Below are 21,576 nucleotides of genomic sequence, written 5' to 3'. Positions count from 1 at the left end.
CCAAAGCAGCGAAGAAGCACCCCGGCAACCACGACCAGACGTCAATACTTCCGATTCGGCAGCTCCTTGGCCGCCGTATCCGCCGTGAACACTCCTTCGTTGACGGTGATCCGCTTGTCCACCGGCTTCTTGGCCACGATGTCCTTGGCCAGCTGCATCAGCTGCGGGCCCAGCAGCGGGTTGCATTCGACGGTGACGTTCAGCTTGCCCGCCTTCATGGCCTCAAAGGCGCCCCGCACCCCGTCGATGGAGATGATCAGGATGTCGACGCCCGGCTTCAGGCCCGCCTCCTCGATGGCCTGGATCGCGCCGATCGCCATGTCGTCGTTGTGCGCGTAGAGCACGTCGATCTTCTTGTCGCGCTGCTTCAGGAAGGACTCCATGACCTCCTTGCCCTTGGCCCGCGTGAACTCGCCCGACTGCGAGCGGATGATCTGAAGCTTGGGGTTGGCCTTGATGCCTTCCTCGAAGCCCTTCTTGCGGTCGATGGCCGGGGCTGAGCCCACCGTGCCCTGCAGCTCGACGATGTTCAGCGCCGCGTTGGGCGTCTTGGCGGCGCGCTCCACCAGCCACTTGGCGGCCTTGCGGCCTTCCTCGACGAAGTCAGAGCCGATGAAGGTCACGTACAGCGACGGATCGGACACCTTCACGGCGCGGTCGGTCAGGATGACGGGGATGCCGGCGGCCTTGGCCTCCTTCAGCACCGTGTCCCAGCCGCTCTCGACGACCGGCGAGAAGGCGATGACGTCGACTTTCTGCGCGATGAAGCTGCGCAGCGCCTTGACCTGGTTCTCCTGCTTCTGCTGCGCGTCGGCGAACTTCAGCGTAATGCCCGCCTCCTTGGCCGCAGCCTTGATGGACGCGGTATTGGCGGTGCGCCATTCGCTCTCGGCGCCGACCTGCGAAAACCCCATCGTCAGCGGGGCGGCAAAGGCGGTGGCGGCCGGCAGCACAAGGGCGGCGGCAAGCAGGGCACGGCGAAGTGGGTTCATGGCGGTCTCCGTTCAGGTTCGTGTTTAGGGTTCAGCAAGTTTCTCAGGCAATGCGCAGCACGAAGGCGGGCAGCCCCGCCAGGCCCTGGGCGGGTAGTTCCACCGCCAGGCCGTCGTCGCCCTGCGTGAAGCGCAGGCCTTGTGCGCCGCCCAGCAGGTCCACGCGCTGCACCGGGCGGTGCTGGCCGCGGGCCAGGCTGTGGATCAGAGCGCGGCCACCTTCCGGCACGGCGAAGCCGCTCGCATAGACGACATCGCCACGCGCGGTGAAGCGGTAGTCGCCCACGCCCAGCGGCGCGCCCTTGCCTTCGTTGAAGCCCTGGGCCTGCAGCGGCGCCTGCTTTTCCAGCGCAGGGCCCTCGCCGAAGACGCGCCACGGCCGCGTGCCGTAGATGCTGTCGCCATGGCGCTGCAGCCAGACGCCGATCTCCTCGACGGTGCGGCGCTCCAGCGCATCGATGCGGCCGTCGCCCTTGACCGGCACGTTCAGCAGCAGGTTGCCGTTCTTGCTGACCACGTCGATCAGCATCTGCACGACCGTTGCCGACGACTTGTACTGCTGCTTCGCGAAGACGCTGCGGTCGTAGTGCCAGCCGCCCAGGCAGGTGTCGGTCTGCCAGGGCAGCGGCTCGATGCCTTGCGCCTGGCCGCGCTCGATGTCCCACACCATGCAGCGGCGCTGCTGCTCGTCGAGGATCTTGCCGAACAGCACGGCCTGCGTGCGGCCCTCGGCGTCCAGGTGCTGGTTGTAGAGGTGGGACGCGATGTCCAGGCCCACCGTACTTACCGGCCACAGCGGCAGCGCGGTGTCGTCGAAGTAAACCAGTTCCGGGTGGTGCTGGTCCAGTAGGTCCAGCGTGCGGGCGAGGAAGTTGCGGCAGTAGGCGTCGCTCGGCCGCGCGGCGCCCTCGCCCCAGTTCCACTGCCGGTGGATGGCGTTGCGGTCCTGCGCGTCGGCGCTCAGCGCGTGGTCTTGCGCGTACAGCGCCTGCGGGTCCAGGCCTTCCCACCACTGACCCTTGCCGTCTTCCAGCCGGAGCCGGCCGTCATAGGGCACGCCGGCCTTGGGGCCCTGCGTGTCCGCGCGCTGCGCGGGCTCGTACCATGTCCAGGCATGGGCGGCGTGCACGCTCACGCCCAGCGGCAGGCCCTGCGCGCGCGCCGCGGTGGCCCAGCGCTTGATGATGTCCTGGCGGGGACCGACGCGCGTCGAGTTCCACACATGGTGGCGGCTGGCGAACAGGTCCAGGTTGTCATGGTGGTTGGCCATCGCCATGAAGTAGCGCGCCCCGGCCTGCTTGTACAGCGTCAGCAGCTCCTCCGGCTCCCAGCGCTCGGCGCGCCAGTCGCGGATGACTTCCTTGAAGCCGTAGACCGACGGGTGCCCGTACGTGGCCACGTGGTGGCGGTACTTGGCGCTGCCCTCGATGTACATCTCGCGGGCATACCAGTCCCCGGCTTCGGGCTGGCATTGCGGGCCCCAGTGAGCCCAGATGCCGAACTTGGCATCGCGGAACCATTCCGGCACCTGGTAGCGGGCCAGCGAGTCCCAGCTGGGCTGGAAACCCGCGGCCGCCGGTGCAGCACCCGCGCCCAGCGCGGACAGGCTGCCCAGGGCGCCTTGCAGCAGTTGGCGGCGCTTCATGGGGCGGTGTCTCCGGATTTCAGCAGTCGCAGTCCGTACAGGCCGCCGGCGATGCTGCCCGGCTGGGCCACGAACTTGACGACCAGCTGGCCGCTGCTGGCGCGCACGAGTTCGGCGGGCAGCGGGAAGTCTCGCGTGTAGAGGTCCTGCGGGCCATCGGGGCGGTCCAGCGTGATCTCGGCGATGCGCTGGCCGTTGACGAGCAGGTCGAAGCGCCGGCCGGCGTCTCCCTTGGCAAAGGTCAGCCGCAGCACACGCGCCTCGCCGCGCGGGTCGCGCAGTTCGTAGCTGAACCACTGCTTCGCATGGCGCCAGCGGCCCGCCGGCGCGATGCCGTTCTCGGCGCCTTCGCCGCGGAAGCCGTGGTCCGTCTCGGGCTGCTGCTCGCCGGGCGCGACCTGGTCGATGGTGATCGCGTCCAGCGCCAGCCGGGATTGCTCGGCCTTGGCCAGCTCGACGCGCAGCAGGCTTTGCTGCGTCGGTGTGCTGCGGGCCCAATAGACCATGTAGCGCGAGTCGTGCAGCCGGAAGAAGGGAATCAGCTCCAGCTTCTCCGCGCCCTTGGCGCCCTGGATGAGGCCGGGGGCGGTGAAGGTCAGTGGCTGGCCCGGCACCGGCCTGAAGCGGCGGACGATGTCTGCCTCCTTCAGGTTCGGGCTGACGAACACCGGCGCGGCCTCCTGCGGGCAGACGGCCCCCTGTGCAACGTGGCCCATACGCGACGCGTCGGCCCGGAAGCTGAGCGTCTCGCCTGGCTGCGGCGTCTTGGCGGCCAGCACGATGGGGCCGTGCAGCACGGCGACGTAGTTCTTCAGGCCCGGCATCGGCTCCAGCGTCGTGCGCATCGGCAGCTCGACGTCGACCTGGTCGCCGGCCTGCCAGTCGCGCTTCAGCTCGACGTAGCCGCCGGGCTTCCCGCTGACGACCACGGGCTTGCCGTTGACCTTCAGTTTCAGCGCGCCGGGCGCGACCCAGCCGGGGTAGCGCAGCTTCAGCGCGAAGTGGCCGGCGTTGTCCACCGTCAGCCGCGTGCGCGGCTCGTCGGGAAAGCGGGTGCTTTGCGTGACATGGATGCCGCGCTCGCGCCAGTCCAGCGTGGAGGCGATAAAGAGGTTGACGACCAGCGTGTCGTCGTCGTGCGCGTAGATGAATTCGCCATGCCGCGCATGGCTCTCGATGCCGGAGCCGACGCAGCACCACATGCCCTGGTCGACCTGCGAGTACACGCGGTAATGCTGCGGCCGCATCGGCGTGAAGTAGACGAAGCCGCCCTCGCCCGGATGCTGCGACGCGAGGATGTGGTTGTAGAGGGTGCGCTCGTAGAAGTCGGCGTAGCGCCCCTGACCGTCATGCGCCTGCGACAGCAGCGCGGTCAGCTTCAGCATGTTGTAGCTGTTGCAGGTCTCGGGGCCTTCTACCTCGTTGAGCATGGGCCGGAAGTCGTCGGCCGGGTGGAAGTGCTCCTTGACGCTGTTGCCGCCGATGGCCACGGACCGCTTCTCGGTCACCGTGTCCCAGAAGAACTCGGCAGCGCGTTCGCCCTCGTCCTCGCCGGCCAGCCGCGCGATGCGGGCGAAGCCGATGACCTTGGGAATCTGCGTGTTGGCATGCAGGCCCGTCAGCTTGTCCTGGCCGGCGGCCAGCGGCTGCAGCAGCGCCTGGTGCTCGAAGCGCCGGGCCAGCGCCAGATAGCGCAGGTCGCCGGTCATCTGCGACACGTCGGCTAGCACCTCGGCCATGCCGCCGTGCTCGGCACGCAGCATGTCCTGCATCTGCGCGTCGGTCAGCGGTGTCGTCAGCCGCAGCGCCCAGTCGCTCAGCCGCACGAGCATGGTCTTGGCGTCGGCATTGCCGCCCTGCACCGCCGCGTCGCGCAGGCCAGCGAATAGCTTGTGCAGGTTGTACCAGGGCACCCAGCGGCCGTTCACCGAGAAGCTGTCGACCTTCAGCTGGCCGGCGCCCACCTGGTCCCAGGCGGTGGCGCCGTCAGGGATGCCGCCGATGTAGCCCGTGCCGAGGGTGTCCTGGCAGCGCTTGAGCTCGGCGACGACGTAGTCCAGTCGGCGCTTGACCTCGGCATCTCCCGTGGACGCCCACATCAGCGCCAGCGCCGACAGGTAGTGCCCGCCCATGTGGCCGTCCAGGCCGCTGGACTCCCAGTTGCCGTAGCTGGGTGTGGGCACGGGCAGGCCGGCCTCGCGGCGGAACGGCGCGAGCAGCCGCTCGGGGTCCAGCGCCATCAGATAGTGCAGGTCGGTGGTCTGCGCGTCCAGGAACGGGCCGTCCAGCAGCCGCACCCGGTCGAGCGGGAACGGCTGCGTGGCGCCACCCGCGCTGTGCGCGCACAGCACCAGAGCGACGGCGGCGAGCAGCTGTTTCATCGGACGGCCCGGGGTGCCGTTCAACGCGTTCAGCCTTCGACGGCGACGACGACGACCGACTTGGGCGGCAGCTTCAGCGTGAGCTTGCCGTCGGCAGCCTGCGCCTCGTAGGGCACCGGCACGACTTGCGGCGCCTTGCCCAGTTCGTTCTGCGCGTCCATGGCCGCGGCGGTCAGCAGCTTGCCCTTGACGGCCTTGGGTGCACCGCTGCCCACCTGCACGGTCAGCTCGGCCGGCGCGTTGGCATTGGCGTTGACCAGGCCGATGTAGAGCTTGCCGTCCTTGCCACGCGCGGCGGTGGCGCTGAGCGTGGGCATCTCGAACTTGTCGACCTTGTAGACCGGGTTGCCTTCCAGCGTGGCGGGCAGCGAGGTGGCGTCCTGGAAGGGCGTGTACATCGCGAACGCGTGGTAAGTCGGCGTCAGCACGAGCTTGTCCTTGCTCGTCTGGATCATGGCCTGCAGCACGTTGACCATCTGCGCGATGTTGGTCATGTGCACGCGGTCGGCGTGGTTGTGGAACACGTTGAAGTGCAGCGCGGCCAGCAGTGCATCACGCAGCGTGTTGCGCTGGACGAGGAAGCCGGGGTTGCTGCCGGGCTCCGGGTCATACCAGCTGCCCCACTCGTCGAAGTAGAAACCGATCTTCTTGGACGGGTCGTTCTTGTCCAGCACCGCGGCGTTCTTGGCGATCATCTGGTCGATCTGCTGCACGTTGCCCAGCGTCGCGACCCATTCGCTCTCGGGGAAGCCGACGGCTGCGCCCTTCTTGTCCCAGTTGCCGGTGGGCAGCGTGTAGGCATGGTGGCTGATCGCGTTGACGCCGGGCACGCCCTTGCTGAGCACGTCGGTCCACTCGGTTTGCATGCCGTTGCCGCCGCTGGCGATGATGACCGGGCGGTTGTGCGGTGGTGTGCGCAGGAAGGTGGCCACCTGGCGGAACTGGTCCGCGTAGTACTCGGGCCGCATGTTGCCGCCGCAACCCCAGGTCTCGTTGCCGACGGCGAAGTAATGCACGCGGAACGGCTTGTCGCGGCCGTTCTTGCGGCGCAGCTCGGCCAGCGTGGACTTGCCCTCGGCCGTCATGTACTCCAGCCACTCGGCCATTTCTTGCGCGCTGCCGGTGCCGATGTTGCCGTTCACATAGGCCTCGGCGCCCAGCTGCTCGACGAGGTCGAAGAACTCGTGCGTGCCGACGGCGTTGTTCTCGGCCACGCCGCCCCAGTTGCTGTTGACCTTGACGGGCCGCTTGCTGCGCGGGCCGATGCCTTCGCGCCAGTGGTATTCGTCGGCGAAGCAGCCGCCCGGCCAGCGCACCAGCGGCACCTTCAGCTCCTTGAGCGCCGCCACGACGTCCTTGCGCCAGCCGCGCACGTTGGGGATCTTGCTCTCCGGGCCGACCCACATGCCCTCGTAGATGCCGGTGCCCAGGTGCTCGGCGAACTGGCCGTAGATGTTGCGGTGGATGACGGGGCCGGGCTGGTCGGCCTTGACGACCAGCTTGATGTCGGCGGCCAGCGCGCTGGCGCCGACCGCCAGGGTGGCCACGAGGGCCAGCAGTTGCTTCTTCATCGTCGTTGTCTCCTTGGTTGTTCTGTCAATTCATTGCGGGCCGAGCGCCGGGCCGCCCGAAGCCGGCCCGCCCTCGCGATGTGTCGGCCGGTCGATCCGGCTCCCATCGGCATTCCCTCGGGGGACCGTCCAGCGCGCAGCGCCAGACAAGGCGCTTCAGTTCCTCGTCAACGCGCCATCGCGTCGGCGCCAGACGCCGCGCTCGTTGGGTTCGCGCAGCACGGCGGGCAGCAGCGAGCGTGGCAGGTTCTGGTAGCAGACGGGCCGCAGGAAGCGCTGGATGGCCGCCGTGCCGACGGAGCTGCTGCGGCCGTCGCTCGTCGCCGGGAACGGGCCGCCGTGCACCATCGCCGTCGACACCTCCACGCCGGTCGGGAAGCCGTTGGCCAGGATGCGGCCGACCTTGCGTTCAAGCGCCGGCAGCAGCGTGCGCGCGGCGGCGATGTCGGCCTCGTCGTCGTCCTGCAATTGCAGCGTGGCGGTCAGCTGGCCTTCCAGGCCCTCGATGACGGCCAGCAGCTCGGCCACGTCGCGGCAGGCCACCAGCAGCGAGGCCGGGCCGAAGATCTCGGCCGACATCGCATGGTTGGCCAGGAACGCAGCGCCCGTCGTCTTGAACAGGCTGGGCGCGCCCTGGCAGCCGGCCGAGGTGCCGCGCAGCAGCGCGTCCACGCCGGGCTGGCCGGAGAGCTGGTCCTCGCCGCGCTGGAACGCGCTGGCAATGCCGGGCGTCAGCATCGTGGCTGCCGGAATGGGCTTGAGCGCTTCGGCCGCGGCCGCGGCGAAGCGGTCGAAGTCGGGGCCGGCCAGGCCCAGCACGAGGCCGGGGTTGGTGCAGAACTGGCCCACGCCCATCGTCAGCGAGGTGGCGAAGCCCGTGGCGATCTCGGCACCGCGTGCGCTGAGCGCACCGGCCAACAGGATGACCGGGTTGATGCTGCTCATCTCGGCATAGACGGGGATGGGCTGCGGGCGTGCCGCGGCCGCGGCCATCAGCGCCGTGCCACCGCTGCGCGAGCCGGTGAAGCCGACGGCCTGGATGGCCGGGTGGCGCACCAGCGTGTCGCCGATGCCGTGGCCGCTGCCGGTCAGCAGCGCGAAGACGCCGGCCGGCAGGCCGGCTTGCTTGACCGCCTCGACGACCGCGCGGCCGACGAGCTCCGACGTGCCGGGGTGGGCCGAGTGCGCCTTGACGACGACCGGGCAGCCGGCGGCCAGCGCCGCGGCGGTGTCACCGCCGGCGACCGAGAAGGCCAGCGGGAAGTTGCTGGCGCCGAACACGGCGACGGGGCCGACGCCGACGAAGCGCAGCCGCAGGTCCGGCCGCGGCGGCGTGCGGGTGGGCAGCGCGGAGTCGATGCGGGCGTCCTGCCAGCTGCCTTCGCGCAGCAGTTCGCCGAACATCTTCAGCTGGTTCATCGTGCGGGCGCGCTCGCCTTCCAGGCGGGGCCGCGGCAGGCCGGTCTCGGCCATCGCGCGCTCGATGAGCGCATCGCCCAGCGCGAGGATCTGCGCGGCGATCAGGTCCAGGAAGTCGGCACGCTCATGGTCGCTCGTCGCCCGGAAGGCGTCGAACGCGGCGCCGGCCAGCGCGCAGGCCTGCTCGACCTGGGCCGCGTCGACCGCGTTGAAGTCCGGGCCGATGGCCTGGTTCTTGGCCGGGTCGAAGGCCTGGAAGGCCTTGCCGTTGCCGCGCACGGGCTGGCCGTTGATCAGGGCCAGGCCCTGGATCGTGTTGCTCATCGTTCGTTACCTCTTGGTGTTTTCGGGCCGAGCGCCGTGCCGCCCCAAGCCGACCCCTCGGGGGACCGACCGGACTCGCTCGCGTTCAGCGAAGCGAGGGCGGGCGAGGGGCGCCATCATTTCAGTGGGAGTGGCGCGGCACGGCAGAGCCGCGGCAGCCGCGCAGGAAGTCGAAGTCGCAGCCCTCGTCGGCCTGCAGCACGTGCTGCACGTAGAGGTGGCGGTAGCCCGAGGCGTCGGCCGGGTCCACCGTCTGCGCGGCGGCCCAGGCGTCCAGGCGGGCCTTCAGCTCCTCGTCGGACACGTCCAGGTGCAGGCGACCGGCGGCGCAGTCCAGCTCGATGAAGTCGCCTTCCTGCACGACAGCCAGCGGGCCGCCCGCACGCGCCTCGGGCGCCACGTGCAGCACGACGGTGCCGTAGGCGGTGCCGCTCATGCGCGCGTCGGAGATGCGCACCATGTCCTTCACGCCGGCCGCCAGCAGCTTCGGCGGCAGGCCCATGTTGCCGACCTCTGCCATGCCGGGGTAGCCCTTGGGGCCGCAGTTCTTCATGACGAGGATGCAGCTGGCGTCCACATCCAGGTCCGGATCGACGATGCGAGCCTTGTAGTCCTCGAGGTTCTCGAACACGACGGCGCGGCCCCGGTGCTTCATCAGCTCGGGCGTGGCGGCCGAGGGCTTGAGCACGGCGCCGCGCGGCGCGAGGTTGCCGCGCAGGATGCAGATGCCGCCGTCTTCGATCAGCGGCTTGTCCAGCGGGCGGATGACCTCGTCGTCGTAGATCGGCGCGTCCTGGCAGTTGGCCCACAGGCTCTTGCCGTTGACGGTCAGGGCGCCGGGGTTGGGCAGCTTGCCGGCTTCGCCCAGGCGGCGGATGACGCCGGGCAGGCCGCCAGCGTAGTAGAACTCCTCCATCAGGAAGCGGCCCGACGGCAGCAGGTCCACCAGCGTGGGCGTGCCGCGGCCGATGCGAGTCCAATCCTCCAGCGCCAGGTCCACGCCGATGCGGCCGGCGATGGCCTTCAGGTGGATGACGGCGTTGGTCGAGCCGCCGATGGCCGCATTCACGCGGATGGCGTTCTCGAAGGCTTCCTTCGTCAGCACCTTGGACAGGCGCAGGTCTTCCCACACCATCTCGACGATGCGCATGCCGGAGAGATGCGCCAGCACGTAGCGACGCGCGTCGACGGCAGGAATCGCGGCGTTGTGCGGCAGCGAGGTGCCCAGCGACTCGGCCATGCAGGCCATCGTCGACGCGGTGCCCATCGTGTTGCAGGTGCCGGCGGAGCGCGAGTGGCCGGCCTCGGCGGCCAGGAAGTCGTGCATCTGGATCTCGCCGGCCTTGACCTGCTCGTGCAGCTGCCACACGGCCGTGCCGGAGCCGATGTTCTTGCCATTGAGCTTGCCGTTGAGCATCGGGCCGCCGGTGACGACGATGGCCGGCACGTCGCAGCTGGCGGCGCCCATCAGCAGCGCGGGGGTGGTCTTGTCGCAGCCCACCAGCAGCACCACGGCGTCGATGGGATTGCCGCGGATGCTTTCTTCCACGTCCATGCTGGCGAGATTGCGCGTCAGCATCGCGGTGGGGCGCAGGTTGCTCTCGCCGTTGGAGAACACCGGGAACTCGACCGGAAAGCCGCCGGCTTCCAGGATGCCCTTCTTCACATGCTCGGCGAGCTTGCGGAAGTGGGCGTTGCAGGGCGTCAGCTCGCTCCAGGTGTTGCAGATGCCGATGATGGGCTTGCCCTGGAACTCATGGTCGGGGATGCCCTGGTTCTTCATCCAGGAGCGGTACATGAAGCCGTTCTTGTCCTGGGTGCCGAACCATTCGGCCGAGCGCAGCTTGACCTTGCTCTTCTTGTCCTCTGTCGTCATGGGGGTCTCGTCGTTCTCTCGGCCAGGCGGCGTGGTGGCTGGGGTCGGTGCCGCTCGCGGCGCATGCTAGGGAGGCGGGGGATCGCTTTCCAATCAATTTCCGCCGTTTAGCGATACCAAATCGCGTATCAACTGGGGCGACGCGCCCGCGAGCGACGACCTGTCAGCGGCCGTGAGGCCAGACGGCGCGCTTCGTCGGCCCCTTGCTGCCGCGGCCGCGGGCGGCCCAGAGCTTGTAGGCGGCGGGCGTCAGTTCCCGCTTCAGCAAGGCCACCAGCTCGCCATGGCCGATGCCGTGTTCGCGCATGACGCGGGTGTAGGGCGGCACGTCGTCCCAGGCGGTCGCGATGACGCGCTGGATCTCGTCGGGGGGAAGTCGGGGAGCGGTTTTGGCCACGGCCGCATTCTGCGCCCCACCGCGCCGCGGTCGTCGCTCAGTTGAAGCGCTGTGCCACCCACGCCGCCGCCGCGCCGGCCACCGCGCTGGCGAAGCAGCCCCAGGCGGTGTCCACCAGCGCCAGCCGCAGCGGCCACTGCCGCAGCGTCGCCAGGTTGGACATGTCGTAGACGCCGTAGGCCGTCAGGCCTACGAGCGCGGCCCGCGCCACCTGCATCGCCAGCGGCTGCCCTGTCGGGTACAGCGCCAGCGCGACCAGTGCTGCGGGGTAGCCGAAATAGAACACGGCCGCCGCGCTCCAGCGTACCGAGTCGGCCATCTGCGGGCCGATCTCCTGGCGGTAGAAGTCGCGGGCCAGCCCGCCCAACCACAGCGCGTCCAGCGCCCCCATGACGACGAGGGCGGTCAGGTAGGGCTTCAGGAAGGCGCTCATGGTGGACGCAGTGTGCACGCGCGCGGCAAGCGCTGGCGTCAGAGAGCGCCGCGTGTTCGTCCTACAGCGTGCCAGCCGGCATGCTGGCAGCCGCAGCGTCGACCGGGAGACAGCATCGGCACATCGCTTTTTCTGCAGTCCACCACCATGACCGACACCTCGCTGCCCTTGATGCCGCCCCGCCCGGCGAGTGCGCCCAACCGGCGCCCGGCGCTGACGCTGCTGGCCTCGGAGCCCGCCCGCGCGACGCTGGAGGCCGTGCAGGCGCTGGGCCACTGGCTGCGTGCGCCCGAGCCGGTGGGCCAGGGCCACCCGGTTGTGCTGTTCCCGGGCCTGGGCACCGACGGTGTGACGCTGTGGCCGTTGCGCCGCCACCTGGAGCGGGCGGGATTCCGCGCGATCGATTGGGGACAGGGTCTGAACACCGGCCCGCGCGGCGATGTGGACGCCTGGCTGGACGGCCTGGCCGAAGCCGTGCACGACCGCATCGCTCCGGCGCATGACGTGAGCTTCGTCGGCTGGAGCCTGGGCGGCTTCTATGCGCGCGAGTTGGCCAAGCGCTGGCCGGAGCGGGTGCATCACGTCATCACCATCGGCACGCCGTTCAACGGCAGCGCGGACGACACGCATGTGGGCTGGCTGTTCCGCCTTCTCAACGGCCAGCACGCACCGAAAGAGGCCGCGCTGCGCGAGCGGCTGGCCGAGCCACCGCCGGTGCCGACGATCTCGCTCTACAGCCGCCGCGACGGCATCGTGTCGTGGGAAGCCTGTACCCATGACCGGCGCTGGCCGCTGGCGCGCGACATCGAGGTGGACGCCAGCCACCTCGGCATGGGCTGGGCGCCTGAGGTGCTTTCGCGCGTGACCCAGCTGCTGGCCTGCCGGCGCCGGGGTGCCGAATGAGCGTCGCCGCCGTGCTGCAACAGCAAGCCGGCCCGCGCGAGGACTCTCCGCGCCCGGCGCCGCCGCCCGAGAAGCTGCCGCCTCGCGAGCCTGTCACGCCGGTCAAGCTGCGGCAGGCACTGCGGCGCGTCTTCGGCCTGCGGGCGCTGCGGCCGGGGCAGGCGGAAGTCATCGACCGCGTGCTGGCCGGCGACAGCACACTGGCCGTCATGCCCACGGGCGCCGGCAAGTCGCTGTGCTACCAGCTGCCGGCCGTGCTCAGCGATGCGCTGACCGTCGTCATCTCGCCACTGATCGCGCTGATGAAGGACCAGTGCGACACGCTCAACGACCATGGCGTGGCGGCCGTGCAGCTGCACTCCGCGCTGGACGCCAACCGCCGGCTGGAGGCCGAGGCGCTGCTGGCGCGCGGCGCGGCGCGCATCGTCTTCACGACGCCCGAGCGGCTGGCCGACGCGCATACGCGAGGCCTGCTGCAGGATCAGCGCGTGGGACTGCTGGTGGTGGACGAGGCGCACTGCATCGCGCAGTGGGGCCACGACTTTCGCCCGGCGTTCAGTGCGCTGCGCGACGCCCGCCGCGCGCTCGGCCGGCCGCCCGTGCTGGCGCTGACGGCTACGGCTTCGGCGCGCGTGCAGCGCGAGATCGCCCAGGCGCTGGACATCCCGCGCGACGGCATCCTCAGTCACGGCGTCTATCGCCCCAACCTGCGCCTGGCGGTGGAGCTGCCGCAGACCGAGGCCGAGCGCCGCGCCTTCGTGCTGCGCCGGCTGCGCGAACTGGACGGGAGCGCCATCGTCTACTGCGCCACGGTGCGCGAAGCCACTGCCCTGCACGCCCAGCTGCGCGGCGCCGACGTGGGCGCCGGGCTCTACCACGGCAAGCTGCCCAAGGCAGAGCGCGAGGCTACGCAGGACGCCTTCATGCGCGACGAGGCGCGCGTGATGGTGGCCACCAACGCCTTCGGCATGGGCATCGACAAGCCCGACATCCGCCTCGTGCTGCACGCGCAGATGCCGGCCTCCATCGAGGCCTACGTTCAAGAGTGCGGCCGGGCCGGCCGCGATGGCGAGCCTGCCGACTGCGTGCTGCTGTTCCGCGAGGGCGACCGGGCGCTGCAGCAGTTCTTCGCCGGCGGCCAGGCGCCGTCGCGCGAGGAGCTGGCGAGCGTCTGGCGGGCGCTAGCCAGCCACACGCCGCAGGGCGGCTGGGTGCCTGCTGCGCTGGCCGAGATGGCGCGGCTGCCGCAGCGCCGGGCGGAGCAAGTGCTGGCGGCGCTGCGCTCGGTGCGCGCCGTGCGCTCGGCCGGCGGCGGCGATGCCGGCGTGCGGCCGGCCACGCGGCGCACGGCGGATGCCGTCGTCAACGCGGCCGAGGCCGCCGCGCGCGAGCGTCAGCAGCACGACCGTGACGGCCTGGCCGCCATGGTGCTCTACGCCAAGGCCGGCAACTGTCGATGGGCAGCCGTTCTGGCCCATTTCGGCGAGGCACTGGACGACGGCGCCACGCGCTGCGGCCATTGCGACAGCTGCGCCCGCTTCGAGGCCTTGCTGGCCGCGGAGCAGCAGTCCGACGACGGCAGCGACATGCAGCCCACGCGGCAGCGCGCCTTCGAGCCTGGACAGCGCGTGCGCGTGCGGCGCTTCGGCTGGGGCGAGGTGGAGGATTGCAGCGCCGACGCCGTGGCGATCCGCTTCCCGCGGCATGGCCTGCGCACCATCCATCCGGACTTCGTGCTGGCGGCGGCTGCGGGCTAGCTGTCGAGCCAGGTCGACAAGCTGGTTCTGCGCTGCAGACCCGCTTGATGCGCGCTATCGAATCCCCTGAGCAGGGCGTTGTCAGCTATCGGTCAGAATCCGCGCAACCGATAAGGAGACAAGGCCATGGAGCCGATCTGGCTGAAGCACTACCCGGAGGAGGTGCCGCGCGACGTCAATGTGGCGCTCTACCCCAGCCTGGTAGACCTGCTGGACACCGCATTCAGGAAGCATGCCGACCAGGCGGCCTATCTGATGATGGGCAAGCGCATCAGCTTCGCGGAGGTGGACGAGGCCTCGCGTGCGCTCGCCGCCTACTTGCAAGGCCTCGGCCTGGAGAAGGGCGACCGCGTCGCGCTGATGATGCCCAACCTGTTCCAGTACCCGGTGGCTGTCGCTGCCGTGCTGCGGGCAGGATACGTGGTCGTCAATGTCAACCCGCTCTACACACCGCGTGAGCTGGAGCACCAGCTGAAGGACTCCGGCGCCAAGGCCATCGTCATCATCGAGAACTTCGCGTCAGTGCTGCAGCAGGTGCTGGCCCATGTGCCGACCAAGCACATCATCCTCGCGTCGATGGGCGACATGCTGGGCTTCGTGAAGGGCGCCATAGTCAACTACGTCGTTCGCAACGTCAGGAAGATGGTGCCAGCCTTCGACCTGCCCGGCGCCGTGCGCTTCAACGATGCGTTGGCGAAGGGGCGGGGCCTGACCTACACGGCGCCGCGCCTGGGGCCGGACGACATCGCCGTGTTGCAGTACACGGGGGGCACGACCGGCGTGTCCAAGGGCGCGGTGCTGATGCACCGCAACCTCGTGGCCAACATCCTGCAGTGCGAGGCCTGGTACCAACCAGCGCTGAAGAAGGTCCCGAAGGGCGAACAGATCGTCACCATCTGTGCCCTGCCGCTGTATCACATCTTCGGATTCAATACGAACATGATGTTGTCCATGCACATGGGCGGCGCCAATGTGCTGATTCCGAACCCTCGCGACCTGCCGGCCGTCTTCAAGGAGCTTGCCGGACATCGATTCCACAGCTTCCCGGCGGTCAATACCTTGTTCATGGCCATGGCCAACCATGCCGATTTCCCCACGGTGGACTGGAGCCATCTCGTCATCTCAGTAGGCGGCGGCATGGCGGTGCAGCAGGCCACCGCCAAGCTGTGGCTGGAGAAGACGGGTTGCCCCATCATCGAGGGCTACGGCCTGTCCGAAACGTCGCCTACGGCTACCTGCAACCCGGCGGACAGCATGGCCTACACCGGCACCATCGGCCTGCCGTTGCCGCTGACCGAGCTGCGCCTGCTGGACGACGATGGTCGCGAGGTGCCGCTGGGCGAGCGCGGCGAGATCGCCATTCGCGGGCCGCAGGTCATGGCTGGCTACTGGCAGCGGCCGGACGAAACGGCCAAGGTCATGACGGCCGACGGTTTTTTCCGCACGGGCGACATCGGCACCGTCGACGAGCGCGGTTACTTCAAGATCGTGGACCGAAAGAAGGACATGATCCTCGTTAGTGGTTTCAATGTGTATCCGAACGAGGTCGAGGATGTGCTGACGCTGATGCCCGGCGTGCTGGAGTGCGCCGCGGTCGGCGTGCCGGACGCGAAGGCCGGCGAGGCGGTGAAGGTGGTTATCGTGAAGCGGGACCCGCAGCTCACCGAAGCCGACGTGCGGGCTTACTGCGAGATCAACCTGACCGGCTACAAGCGCCCGAAAATCGTCGAGTTCCGCACCGACCTGCCCAAGACTCCCGTCGGCAAGATTTTGCGTCGCGAGCTGCGCGACAAGAGCTGATGTCCCTATTCCGTGAACTAGCTGGCTTGCGGCGATACCGCAGCTGAGAGACCCTCCGCACCGTGCTCGATCTGCTGCATTCAAAAACCGACGCCGGCCGCGCTGAAATCCGTGCCCGCGCCCTGCCGTTGTCCCGCGCCGCGCGCAACCTGCTGCTAGTGCTGGATGCCAGCAAGCCGCCGCGCGAATGGCTGCGCCTCGTCGGCGGCGCCACGGAGGCGGATTTCGATTCGCTGCGCCAGCAGGGCCTGATCGCTGCGCAGGCCGGCGGCGGCACAGCGCAGGCGGCGGTGCCATCGATGCCGCCAGCGGCCCAGCCCGCCGCGGCGCCGGCACCTGCGGCCGCCCCGTCCACCGGGACGTTGCTGCTGGACCGCGCCGCCCTCTACACCTACCTCAGCGGCCAGGCCACCAAGCTGCTGGGGCCGTTCAAGGGCTATGCCTTCGCGCTGGAGGTGGAGCGTGCCGACAGCCTGTCGGCATTGCAGGCGCTGGCGCTGCAGCTCGTGGAGCGGGTGCAGAAGGCCAAGGGTGACGCCGCGGCCGCCGCCGTGCGCGACGCGCTGGGCCTGCGCTGAATCTCGGCGTCAGCCCTGGCGAAAGCACCGCCCGCAGACCGAGCGGTAGCGCGCGTTGCCGCCGATCTCCACCTGGGCGCCCTCGGTGACCTTGCGGTTGTCGGCGTCCACGCGCATGTTCATCGTCGCCTTGCGGCCGCAGTCGCAGATGGTCTTCATCTCGTCCATCTCGTCGGCCAGCGCCAGCAGCGTGGCCGAGCCGGGGAACAGTTCGCCGCGGAAGTCCGTGCGCAGGCCGTAGCAGATGGCCGGCAGGTTGTGCAGGTGCGCCAGCTCGTGCAGCTGCTGTACCTGGCGCTTGGACAGGAACTGCGCCTCGTCCACGAGGATGCAGGCGATGCCGGGGCTCGCGGCCATCACGGCGGCGAAGTCTGTGGCGTCGTCGAACGGCTCGGCCTCGCGCTGTGGACCCAGACGTGACGTGACGTAGCCGCGGCCGTAGCGGTCGTCCAGCCGGGCCGTGAAGATGCGGACGCGGTGGCCGCGTTCTTCATAGTTGTGGGCCACCTGCAGCAGGGCGGTGGACTTGCCGGCGTTCATCGCGGCGTAGCGGAAAAAGAGCTTGGCCATGGTCGGTTCGAGGGTGCAGCCATTGTCCCCGGCCGCCGCCCCCCTCAACCGCGGGCTAGGGGAAGCCCGCGGTTTGGGCCGATTCGGCGCCGGGACTGGTGCTAGCGAGGTGGCGCTGTCATGAACGCTGTGCGTCAATCCATCATTCGTCCTGACCTCTGCGAAGAATGAGCAAAGACACCGTGACCGCGGTCCGTGAAGACGGCTTGCGCTACCAGTCGAAAGTGGGCGGTTCGCCCTTCTTGGGCAGCGGCCACACCCGCTCCTGCTTCAAGTGCGGCAAGCACCGTGCGCCGACCGGTCTGCAGTCCATCCGGCTGCTCGGTCGCAACGAGGTGGTCTGCAAGCCCAACTGCAAGACGCTCCCCTAGAACTCGCAGCGTCCTCAGTTCGGAGGATGAGGCGGCTGCCAACTGCCGCCTAAGCTGCGCCGGTCTCAGCAGACCGGAGCAGACATGCCGATTCCCCTGATCGCTGCAGCACTGTCGGCGATTGCGCCGCAGCTGGCGCAAAAAGGGCTGGATTTGCTCAGCGGCGTCTTCCGCGGTGCGCTGGACAAGGGCACGACCGAGATTGCCGACCTCATCCAGCAGAAGACGGGCATCGACATCAATGATGTCGCCGACAACAAGCTGACCGACGCGCAGTGGGCCCAGCTGAAGCAGTTCGAGTTCGAGTACCAGGGCAAGCTGCTGGCCTACCGTCAGCAGAGCGATGCCAACCAGATCGAGCAGGAGCGCATCGCCGCCGCCGACCGTGCGAGCGCGCGCCACATGCAGGAGGCGGCCATCGCCAGCCCCGACGCCTTCGTGCGGCGCTTCATCTACATCTACGCCAGCGTGCTGACGCTGCTGACGTTCGCCTTCATCTTCGTCGCCGCCTTCGGTCCCAGGTACGAGCCCACCGACCCGCGGGCGCGCGTCATCGACACGGTGCTGGGCTTCCTGCTTGGAGTGTCCCTGTCGGCCATCATCCAGTACTTCTTCGGGTCGAGTGCAGGCAGCAAGGCCAAGGACGACAAGATCGGCCAGCTCGCCATCCGTGCGCAAAGCGCGGCGCTGCAGGGTGAAGGTGGCGATGGCAGCCGCGGAGCCCAATCATGACCGAGCTGGTCCGCGAGCAATCGGTCTTCCTGGTGCATGTCTGCGAGCTGGTGCGCAAGGCCGGCGAACTGGGGTTCTCGGCCTCGGCCGGCGAGCTCTATCGCACGCCGGAGCAGCAGGCCCTGCACGTGATGAACGGCCGCAGCACGACGATGGCGAGCCAGCACCTGAAGCGCCTGGCCATCGACATCAACTTCTTCCGAGACGCACCGGACGGCCGCCCGCTGCTGGTCTCCGACGTCGAGACGCTGCGCCCGTTGGGCCAGTTCTGGGAGGGGCTGGACGGCGCCAATCGCTGGGGCGGCAATTGGACGAGCGCCAAGGATTTGCCGCATTTTGAGCGCCGCGAGGCGCTCGACGCCGGGGTGGCGCCTGCCAGCGCCTTGGTGGCAACCGCCTCGCCCGTCGGCGCGCGCGGCCGGGGCCTGACGACCGGCGCCGTTGGGGCGCAGTGCAGCAACGCGCGCGACGATGTGGAGAGCGTGCAGCAGCTGCTGAACCTGTGTGCCGCGGCCGGCCGCGTGCAGCTGCCCGAGCCGCTGAAGCCCGATGGCGCCTTCGGGCAGAAGACGCTGGACGCGATCATGGCCTTCCAGCGCAGTGCACAGGCCCAGAGCGAGCCCGATGGCCGCGTGGACGCCAACGGCGCAACGCTGCTGAGCCTGTGCGAGTCGTTGCCCGAGGCCGTCACGCCGGGCTGGCTCGGCGTGCTCTACCTGCGCGCCAACGGCGAGGAGGTGGCTGAGTTCTCGCCACGCCTGCAGCAGGTGATGGCCAACCGGCACATCGACACGCCGCTGCGCCAGGCTCACTTCCTTGCGCAGATCGGGCACGAATCCGGCGAGTTCCGCTTCCGCGCCGAGATCGCCAACGGCGAGGCCTACCAGGGCCGGGCGGACCTCGGCAACCTGCAGCCGGGCGACGGCCGCAAGTTCAAGGGCCGCGGCCTGATCCAGCTGACCGGCCGTGCCAACTACGCCGAATACGGCCGTGCCATCGGCCAGGAGGCCGAGCTGTTGGACAGCCCCGAGCGAGTGGCGACCGACGCCGCGCTGTGCGCGGACGTGGCCGGCTGGTACTGGGCGAAGAACAACCTGAATGCGCTGGCCGATGCCGACGACTTGACGACGCTCACGCGGCGCATCAACGGTGGCCTCAACGGCTACGACGACCGGCGCCGGCTGCTGCTGCGTGCGAAGGCGCTGCTGGCGATCTGAGCTCGCCGAAGCTCCAACGGCCCGCGGTTGACGACTCGAGGGATGATGCATAGCATGCTATGCATTTCGTCGTCTGGGGGTCTCGCGTGGAAGATGTCGTCAGGGTGCTGGGTCACCTGAGCCTGGGAACTCGGCTCAAGCGCATCGGCGAGACCTTGCAGGCGCAGACACAAGCCGTACTGGCGGCCCATGGCTTCGAGCAGCCGGCGGCGTGGTTTCCGCTGCTGGCCGCGCTGGACCGCCTCGGCCCGTTGAGCGTGGGCGAATTGAGCAGCGCCATCGGCGTCACTCAGCCCGTCATCACCCGGTCGCTGGGCGGGCTGGAGGAGGAGGGGCTGGTGGAATCCCAGGCGCTGGAGGCCGACCGGCGTGTGCGCCGCGTCGCCTTGACTCGCAAAGGCCGGAGCCTCGTGCAACGCGCGCGGCGTGAGGCTTGGCCGGCGATCGAAGCAGCGGTGGCGCAGGCATGCGCCGGGTTGACAGGCGATTTGCTGGCGCAGCTTGCGGGACTGGAAGACGCGTTGGCGGCCACGCCGTTGGTGCAGCGATGAGCGCGCTCGACCGCCCCCTGTGGGCCACGCTCGAACACCAGCCGCACTGGTCGCTTGGGGACGAGCGTGCACGGCGCTTCGTGCCGGACATCAACTGCTTCGCCGCAGTGCCCGGGGAGTCGGCACCGCACCTTGATGCTCTGGCTGCCCTGGTGCAGTGTGGCGAGGACCGCGTCTACCTGCTGCAGGTGCCGCCTATCGTCATCCCCGCGGGGCTCATGGCCGAGAAGGCGGCGCCCGGGGTGCAGATGCTTGCGCGGCGCCGCCTGCCGGTGGACGACGGCGTCATGGTACTTGGCGAGGCCGATGCCGCCGAGATGCGGGCGTTGGCCTCGTTGACAGAACCGGGTCCGTTCCTGCCGCGCACGCACACGATGGGCCGCTTCGTCGGCCTGCGCATCGATGGGCGGCTGGCCGCCATGGCCGGAGAGCGCATGCGCTTCCCGGGCCACGTGGAGGTCAGCGGCGTGTGCACGCACCCTGACTTTCGTGGCCGGGGGCTCGCGCGCCGCCTGTCGACCGCCGTCACGGCGGAGATCCAGCGTCGCGGCGAGCAGCCTTTCCTGCACGCGTGGGCCAACAACACCACGGCCATCGCGCTCTACGAGAGCCTGGGGTTCGAGGTGCGTGCGCCGGTCCACGTCGCGCTGCTGGCACGGCGCTAGACGCCGGCCATCTTTACGGCGTCCTGGCTGCTCCAGCCGCCGCCCAGCGCACGGATCAGTCCGACCGTCGCCTGGTACCGAGCCGAGCGCACCTGCAGAGCCGCCCGCTTGTTGGCCAGCTCGCTGCGGCGCGCGTCCAGCAGCTCCAGCTGGCTGACAAGGCCGTTGCGGTAGCGCGCGTCGGACAGCCTCAGTGCCTGGCCGGCCGCCGACACCGCGCGGGCGCTGGCCTGCTCCTGCGCCTGCAGCAGCGCAAGGGCGCCGAGCTGGTCCTCCACGTCCTTGAGCGCCAGCAGGAATTGCTCGCGGAAAGCAATGGCTTCGCCCTGCAACTGCGCCTGCGCGGCATTGACGCCGGCCTCGCGGCGACCGCCGTCGAAGATCGGCAGCGCGGCCAGCAGGCCGACACCCCAGGTGCTGGCACCGCTCTTGAGCAGGTTGGACACCTCGCTGGACACGCCGCCGCCCTGTGCCGTGAGCTGCAGGCTCGGCCACCACGCGGAACGCGCGACGCCGACGCGCGCCTGCGCCGCGTCGAGCTGGCTGCGCGCCGCGGCCAGATCGGGCCTGCGCTGCAGCAGCTCGCTCGGCAGGCCGGCGGGCACAGTGGGCAGCACCGTCGTCCACGTGATGGGCTTCAGGCTGAACGTGGAGGGTGCCTCGCCGACGAGCACGGCCAGCGCCGTCTCCAGCTCCAGCCGCCGCCGGTCCAGCGCCAGCGCCTCAGCCTCGTTGGCGGCCAGCTCGGCACGCACGCGGGCCAGGTCCAGGTCGGCCACGTCACCGGCGCGTGCCCGCTTCTCGGTCAGCGACAGCGTCTCGCCATAGGCGGCGACGGTGTCGCGCACGATGTCGCGCTCGGTGTCCAGCGCGCGCAGCGCGAGATAGCCGCGCGCGACGTTGGCTTGCACCAGCAGGCGCGCATCGGCCAGTAGCTGCTCGCGGGCCTGCACGTCCAGCGCCGCGGCGTTGCGCTCGTGCAGCAGCCGGCCGCCGAGGTCCAGCTCATAGGCGAGGTTCAGGCCGGCGCTGTACTGCGTGGCCGGCTGCGGCACCAGCTGGCCCGGCGTGGACGAGCGGCCTGCGCCGGCCGACACGCCGGCCTGCGGCAGCCGGGCCGCCTGTGCAGAGCCCAACGCTGCGCGGGCCAGCGCGAGCCGGCTCGCGGCCGCCTGCACGCTGGTGTTGGCCGCCATGGCGCGGGCGACGAGGTCGTCCAGCGCCGGGTCGGCAAAGGGCTGCCACCAGCTGGTGGTCAGTGCAGCCGCGTCGTTCGCGGAGGCGCCCTTGTACATCGCCGGGGGCTGCGGCAGCTGCGAGGGCTCCACGGTGCCGACCGACGCACAGCCGGCCAGCAGCAGCGCCGCGAAAAGTGGGGTCAGGGTCGATTTCAT

General features: G+C 69.7%; 19 protein-coding genes. 9 read left to right on the top strand and 10 right to left on the bottom strand.

The window, feature by feature from the left end; translation table 11 throughout:
* Positions 1-41: 41 nt before the first annotated feature.
* From LXT13_RS13425 to LXT13_RS13390, 8 genes are all read right to left on the bottom strand, one after another.
* Entirely contained in the window at positions 42-992 is a 951-nt protein-coding gene (locus LXT13_RS13425; RefSeq protein WP_233372433.1) for an ABC transporter substrate-binding protein, read from the bottom strand.
* 43 nt (positions 993-1,035) lie between these two features.
* Positions 1,036-2,637: an alpha-L-fucosidase gene (locus tag LXT13_RS13420; protein WP_233372432.1), complete on the bottom strand. Its 1,602-nt coding sequence runs from the start codon at positions 2,635-2,637 to the stop codon at positions 1,036-1,038.
* Positions 2,634-5,018, bottom strand: coding sequence for a glycoside hydrolase family 127 protein (locus LXT13_RS13415; protein WP_233372431.1), 2,385 nt, complete (start codon positions 5,016-5,018; stop codon positions 2,634-2,636). Before LXT13_RS13415 ends, LXT13_RS13420 begins: the two co-directional genes overlap by 4 nt.
* Before the next feature lie 29 nt (positions 5,019-5,047).
* Positions 5,048-6,589, bottom strand: a complete 1,542-nt coding sequence (locus tag LXT13_RS13410) for an alpha-N-arabinofuranosidase (RefSeq protein WP_233372430.1) — start codon at positions 6,587-6,589, stop codon at positions 5,048-5,050.
* Between the two features lie 156 nt (positions 6,590-6,745).
* Positions 6,746-8,332, bottom strand: coding sequence for an aldehyde dehydrogenase (NADP(+)) (locus tag LXT13_RS13405; RefSeq protein WP_233372429.1), 1,587 nt, complete (start codon positions 8,330-8,332; stop codon positions 6,746-6,748).
* Positions 8,333-8,453: 121 nt separating this feature from the next.
* Positions 8,454-10,208 carry an IlvD/Edd family dehydratase gene (locus tag LXT13_RS13400; protein WP_233372428.1) on the bottom strand — a complete coding sequence of 585 codons (1,755 nt, stop codon included), beginning with the start codon at positions 10,206-10,208 and terminating at the stop codon, positions 8,454-8,456.
* 163 nt (positions 10,209-10,371) lie between these two features.
* Positions 10,372-10,605: a DUF2805 domain-containing protein gene (locus LXT13_RS13395; protein ID WP_233372427.1), complete on the bottom strand. Its 234-nt coding sequence runs from the start codon at positions 10,603-10,605 to the stop codon at positions 10,372-10,374.
* Positions 10,606-10,642: 37 nt separating this feature from the next.
* Positions 10,643-11,038, bottom strand: coding sequence for a DUF2177 family protein (locus LXT13_RS13390; protein ID WP_233372426.1), 396 nt, complete (start codon positions 11,036-11,038; stop codon positions 10,643-10,645).
* Between the two features lie 147 nt (positions 11,039-11,185).
* Here LXT13_RS13390 and LXT13_RS13385 point away from each other — a divergent pair, with 147 nt between their 5' ends.
* From LXT13_RS13385 to LXT13_RS13370, 4 genes are all read left to right on the top strand, one after another.
* Entirely contained in the window at positions 11,186-11,941 is a 756-nt protein-coding gene (locus LXT13_RS13385; RefSeq protein WP_233372425.1) for an alpha/beta hydrolase, read from the top strand.
* Entirely contained in the window at positions 11,938-13,698 is a 1,761-nt protein-coding gene (locus tag LXT13_RS13380) for a RecQ family ATP-dependent DNA helicase (RefSeq protein ID WP_233372424.1), read from the top strand. Before LXT13_RS13385 ends, LXT13_RS13380 begins: the two co-directional genes overlap by 4 nt.
* 126 nt (positions 13,699-13,824) lie before the next feature.
* Positions 13,825-15,498, top strand: a complete 1,674-nt coding sequence (locus tag LXT13_RS13375) for a long-chain-fatty-acid--CoA ligase (RefSeq protein WP_233372423.1) — start codon at positions 13,825-13,827, stop codon at positions 15,496-15,498.
* A gap of 62 nt (positions 15,499-15,560) precedes the next feature.
* Entirely contained in the window at positions 15,561-16,076 is a 516-nt protein-coding gene (locus tag LXT13_RS13370) for a hypothetical protein (RefSeq protein ID WP_233372422.1), read from the top strand.
* Positions 16,077-16,085: 9 nt separating this feature from the next.
* Here the strand turns inward: LXT13_RS13370 and LXT13_RS13365 are convergent, their stop codons facing one another.
* On the bottom strand, positions 16,086-16,646 hold the full coding sequence (locus LXT13_RS13365) for a thymidine kinase (RefSeq protein ID WP_233372421.1): 561 nt from the start codon (positions 16,644-16,646) through the stop codon (positions 16,086-16,088).
* A gap of 167 nt (positions 16,647-16,813) precedes the next feature.
* On the opposite strand from LXT13_RS13365, the gene LXT13_RS13360 reads away from it, so the two are divergent.
* From LXT13_RS13360 to LXT13_RS13340, 5 genes are all read left to right on the top strand, one after another.
* Complete coding sequence (locus tag LXT13_RS13360) at positions 16,814-17,017, top strand: hypothetical protein (RefSeq protein WP_233372420.1); 204 nt, start codon at positions 16,814-16,816, stop codon at positions 17,015-17,017.
* Positions 17,018-17,101: 84 nt separating this feature from the next.
* Positions 17,102-17,749, top strand: coding sequence for a hypothetical protein (locus LXT13_RS13355; RefSeq protein WP_233372419.1), 648 nt, complete (start codon positions 17,102-17,104; stop codon positions 17,747-17,749).
* Entirely contained in the window at positions 17,746-18,966 is a 1,221-nt protein-coding gene (locus LXT13_RS13350) for a glycoside hydrolase family 19 protein (protein WP_233372418.1), read from the top strand. The genes LXT13_RS13355 and LXT13_RS13350 overlap by 4 nt, the downstream gene beginning before the upstream one ends.
* A gap of 59 nt (positions 18,967-19,025) precedes the next feature.
* Positions 19,026-19,517 (top strand): MarR family winged helix-turn-helix transcriptional regulator, encoded by a 492-nt coding sequence (locus tag LXT13_RS13345; RefSeq protein WP_233372417.1) that lies wholly within the window; start codon positions 19,026-19,028, stop codon positions 19,515-19,517.
* Positions 19,514-20,182 (top strand): GNAT family N-acetyltransferase, encoded by a 669-nt coding sequence (locus LXT13_RS13340; protein ID WP_233372416.1) that lies wholly within the window; start codon positions 19,514-19,516, stop codon positions 20,180-20,182. The genes LXT13_RS13345 and LXT13_RS13340 overlap by 4 nt, the downstream gene beginning before the upstream one ends.
* Here the strand turns inward: LXT13_RS13340 and LXT13_RS13335 are convergent.
* Entirely contained in the window at positions 20,179-21,576 is a 1,398-nt protein-coding gene (locus LXT13_RS13335; protein ID WP_233372415.1) for an efflux transporter outer membrane subunit, read from the bottom strand. The two genes, LXT13_RS13340 and LXT13_RS13335, sit on opposite strands and share 4 nt — an antisense overlap.

It is taken from the genome of Pelomonas cellulosilytica (assembly GCF_021353265.1).
Taxonomy (GTDB): domain Bacteria; phylum Pseudomonadota; class Gammaproteobacteria; order Burkholderiales; family Burkholderiaceae_C; genus Pelomonas; species Pelomonas cellulosilytica.
This window is presented reverse-complemented; position numbering and strand designations above follow the sequence as displayed.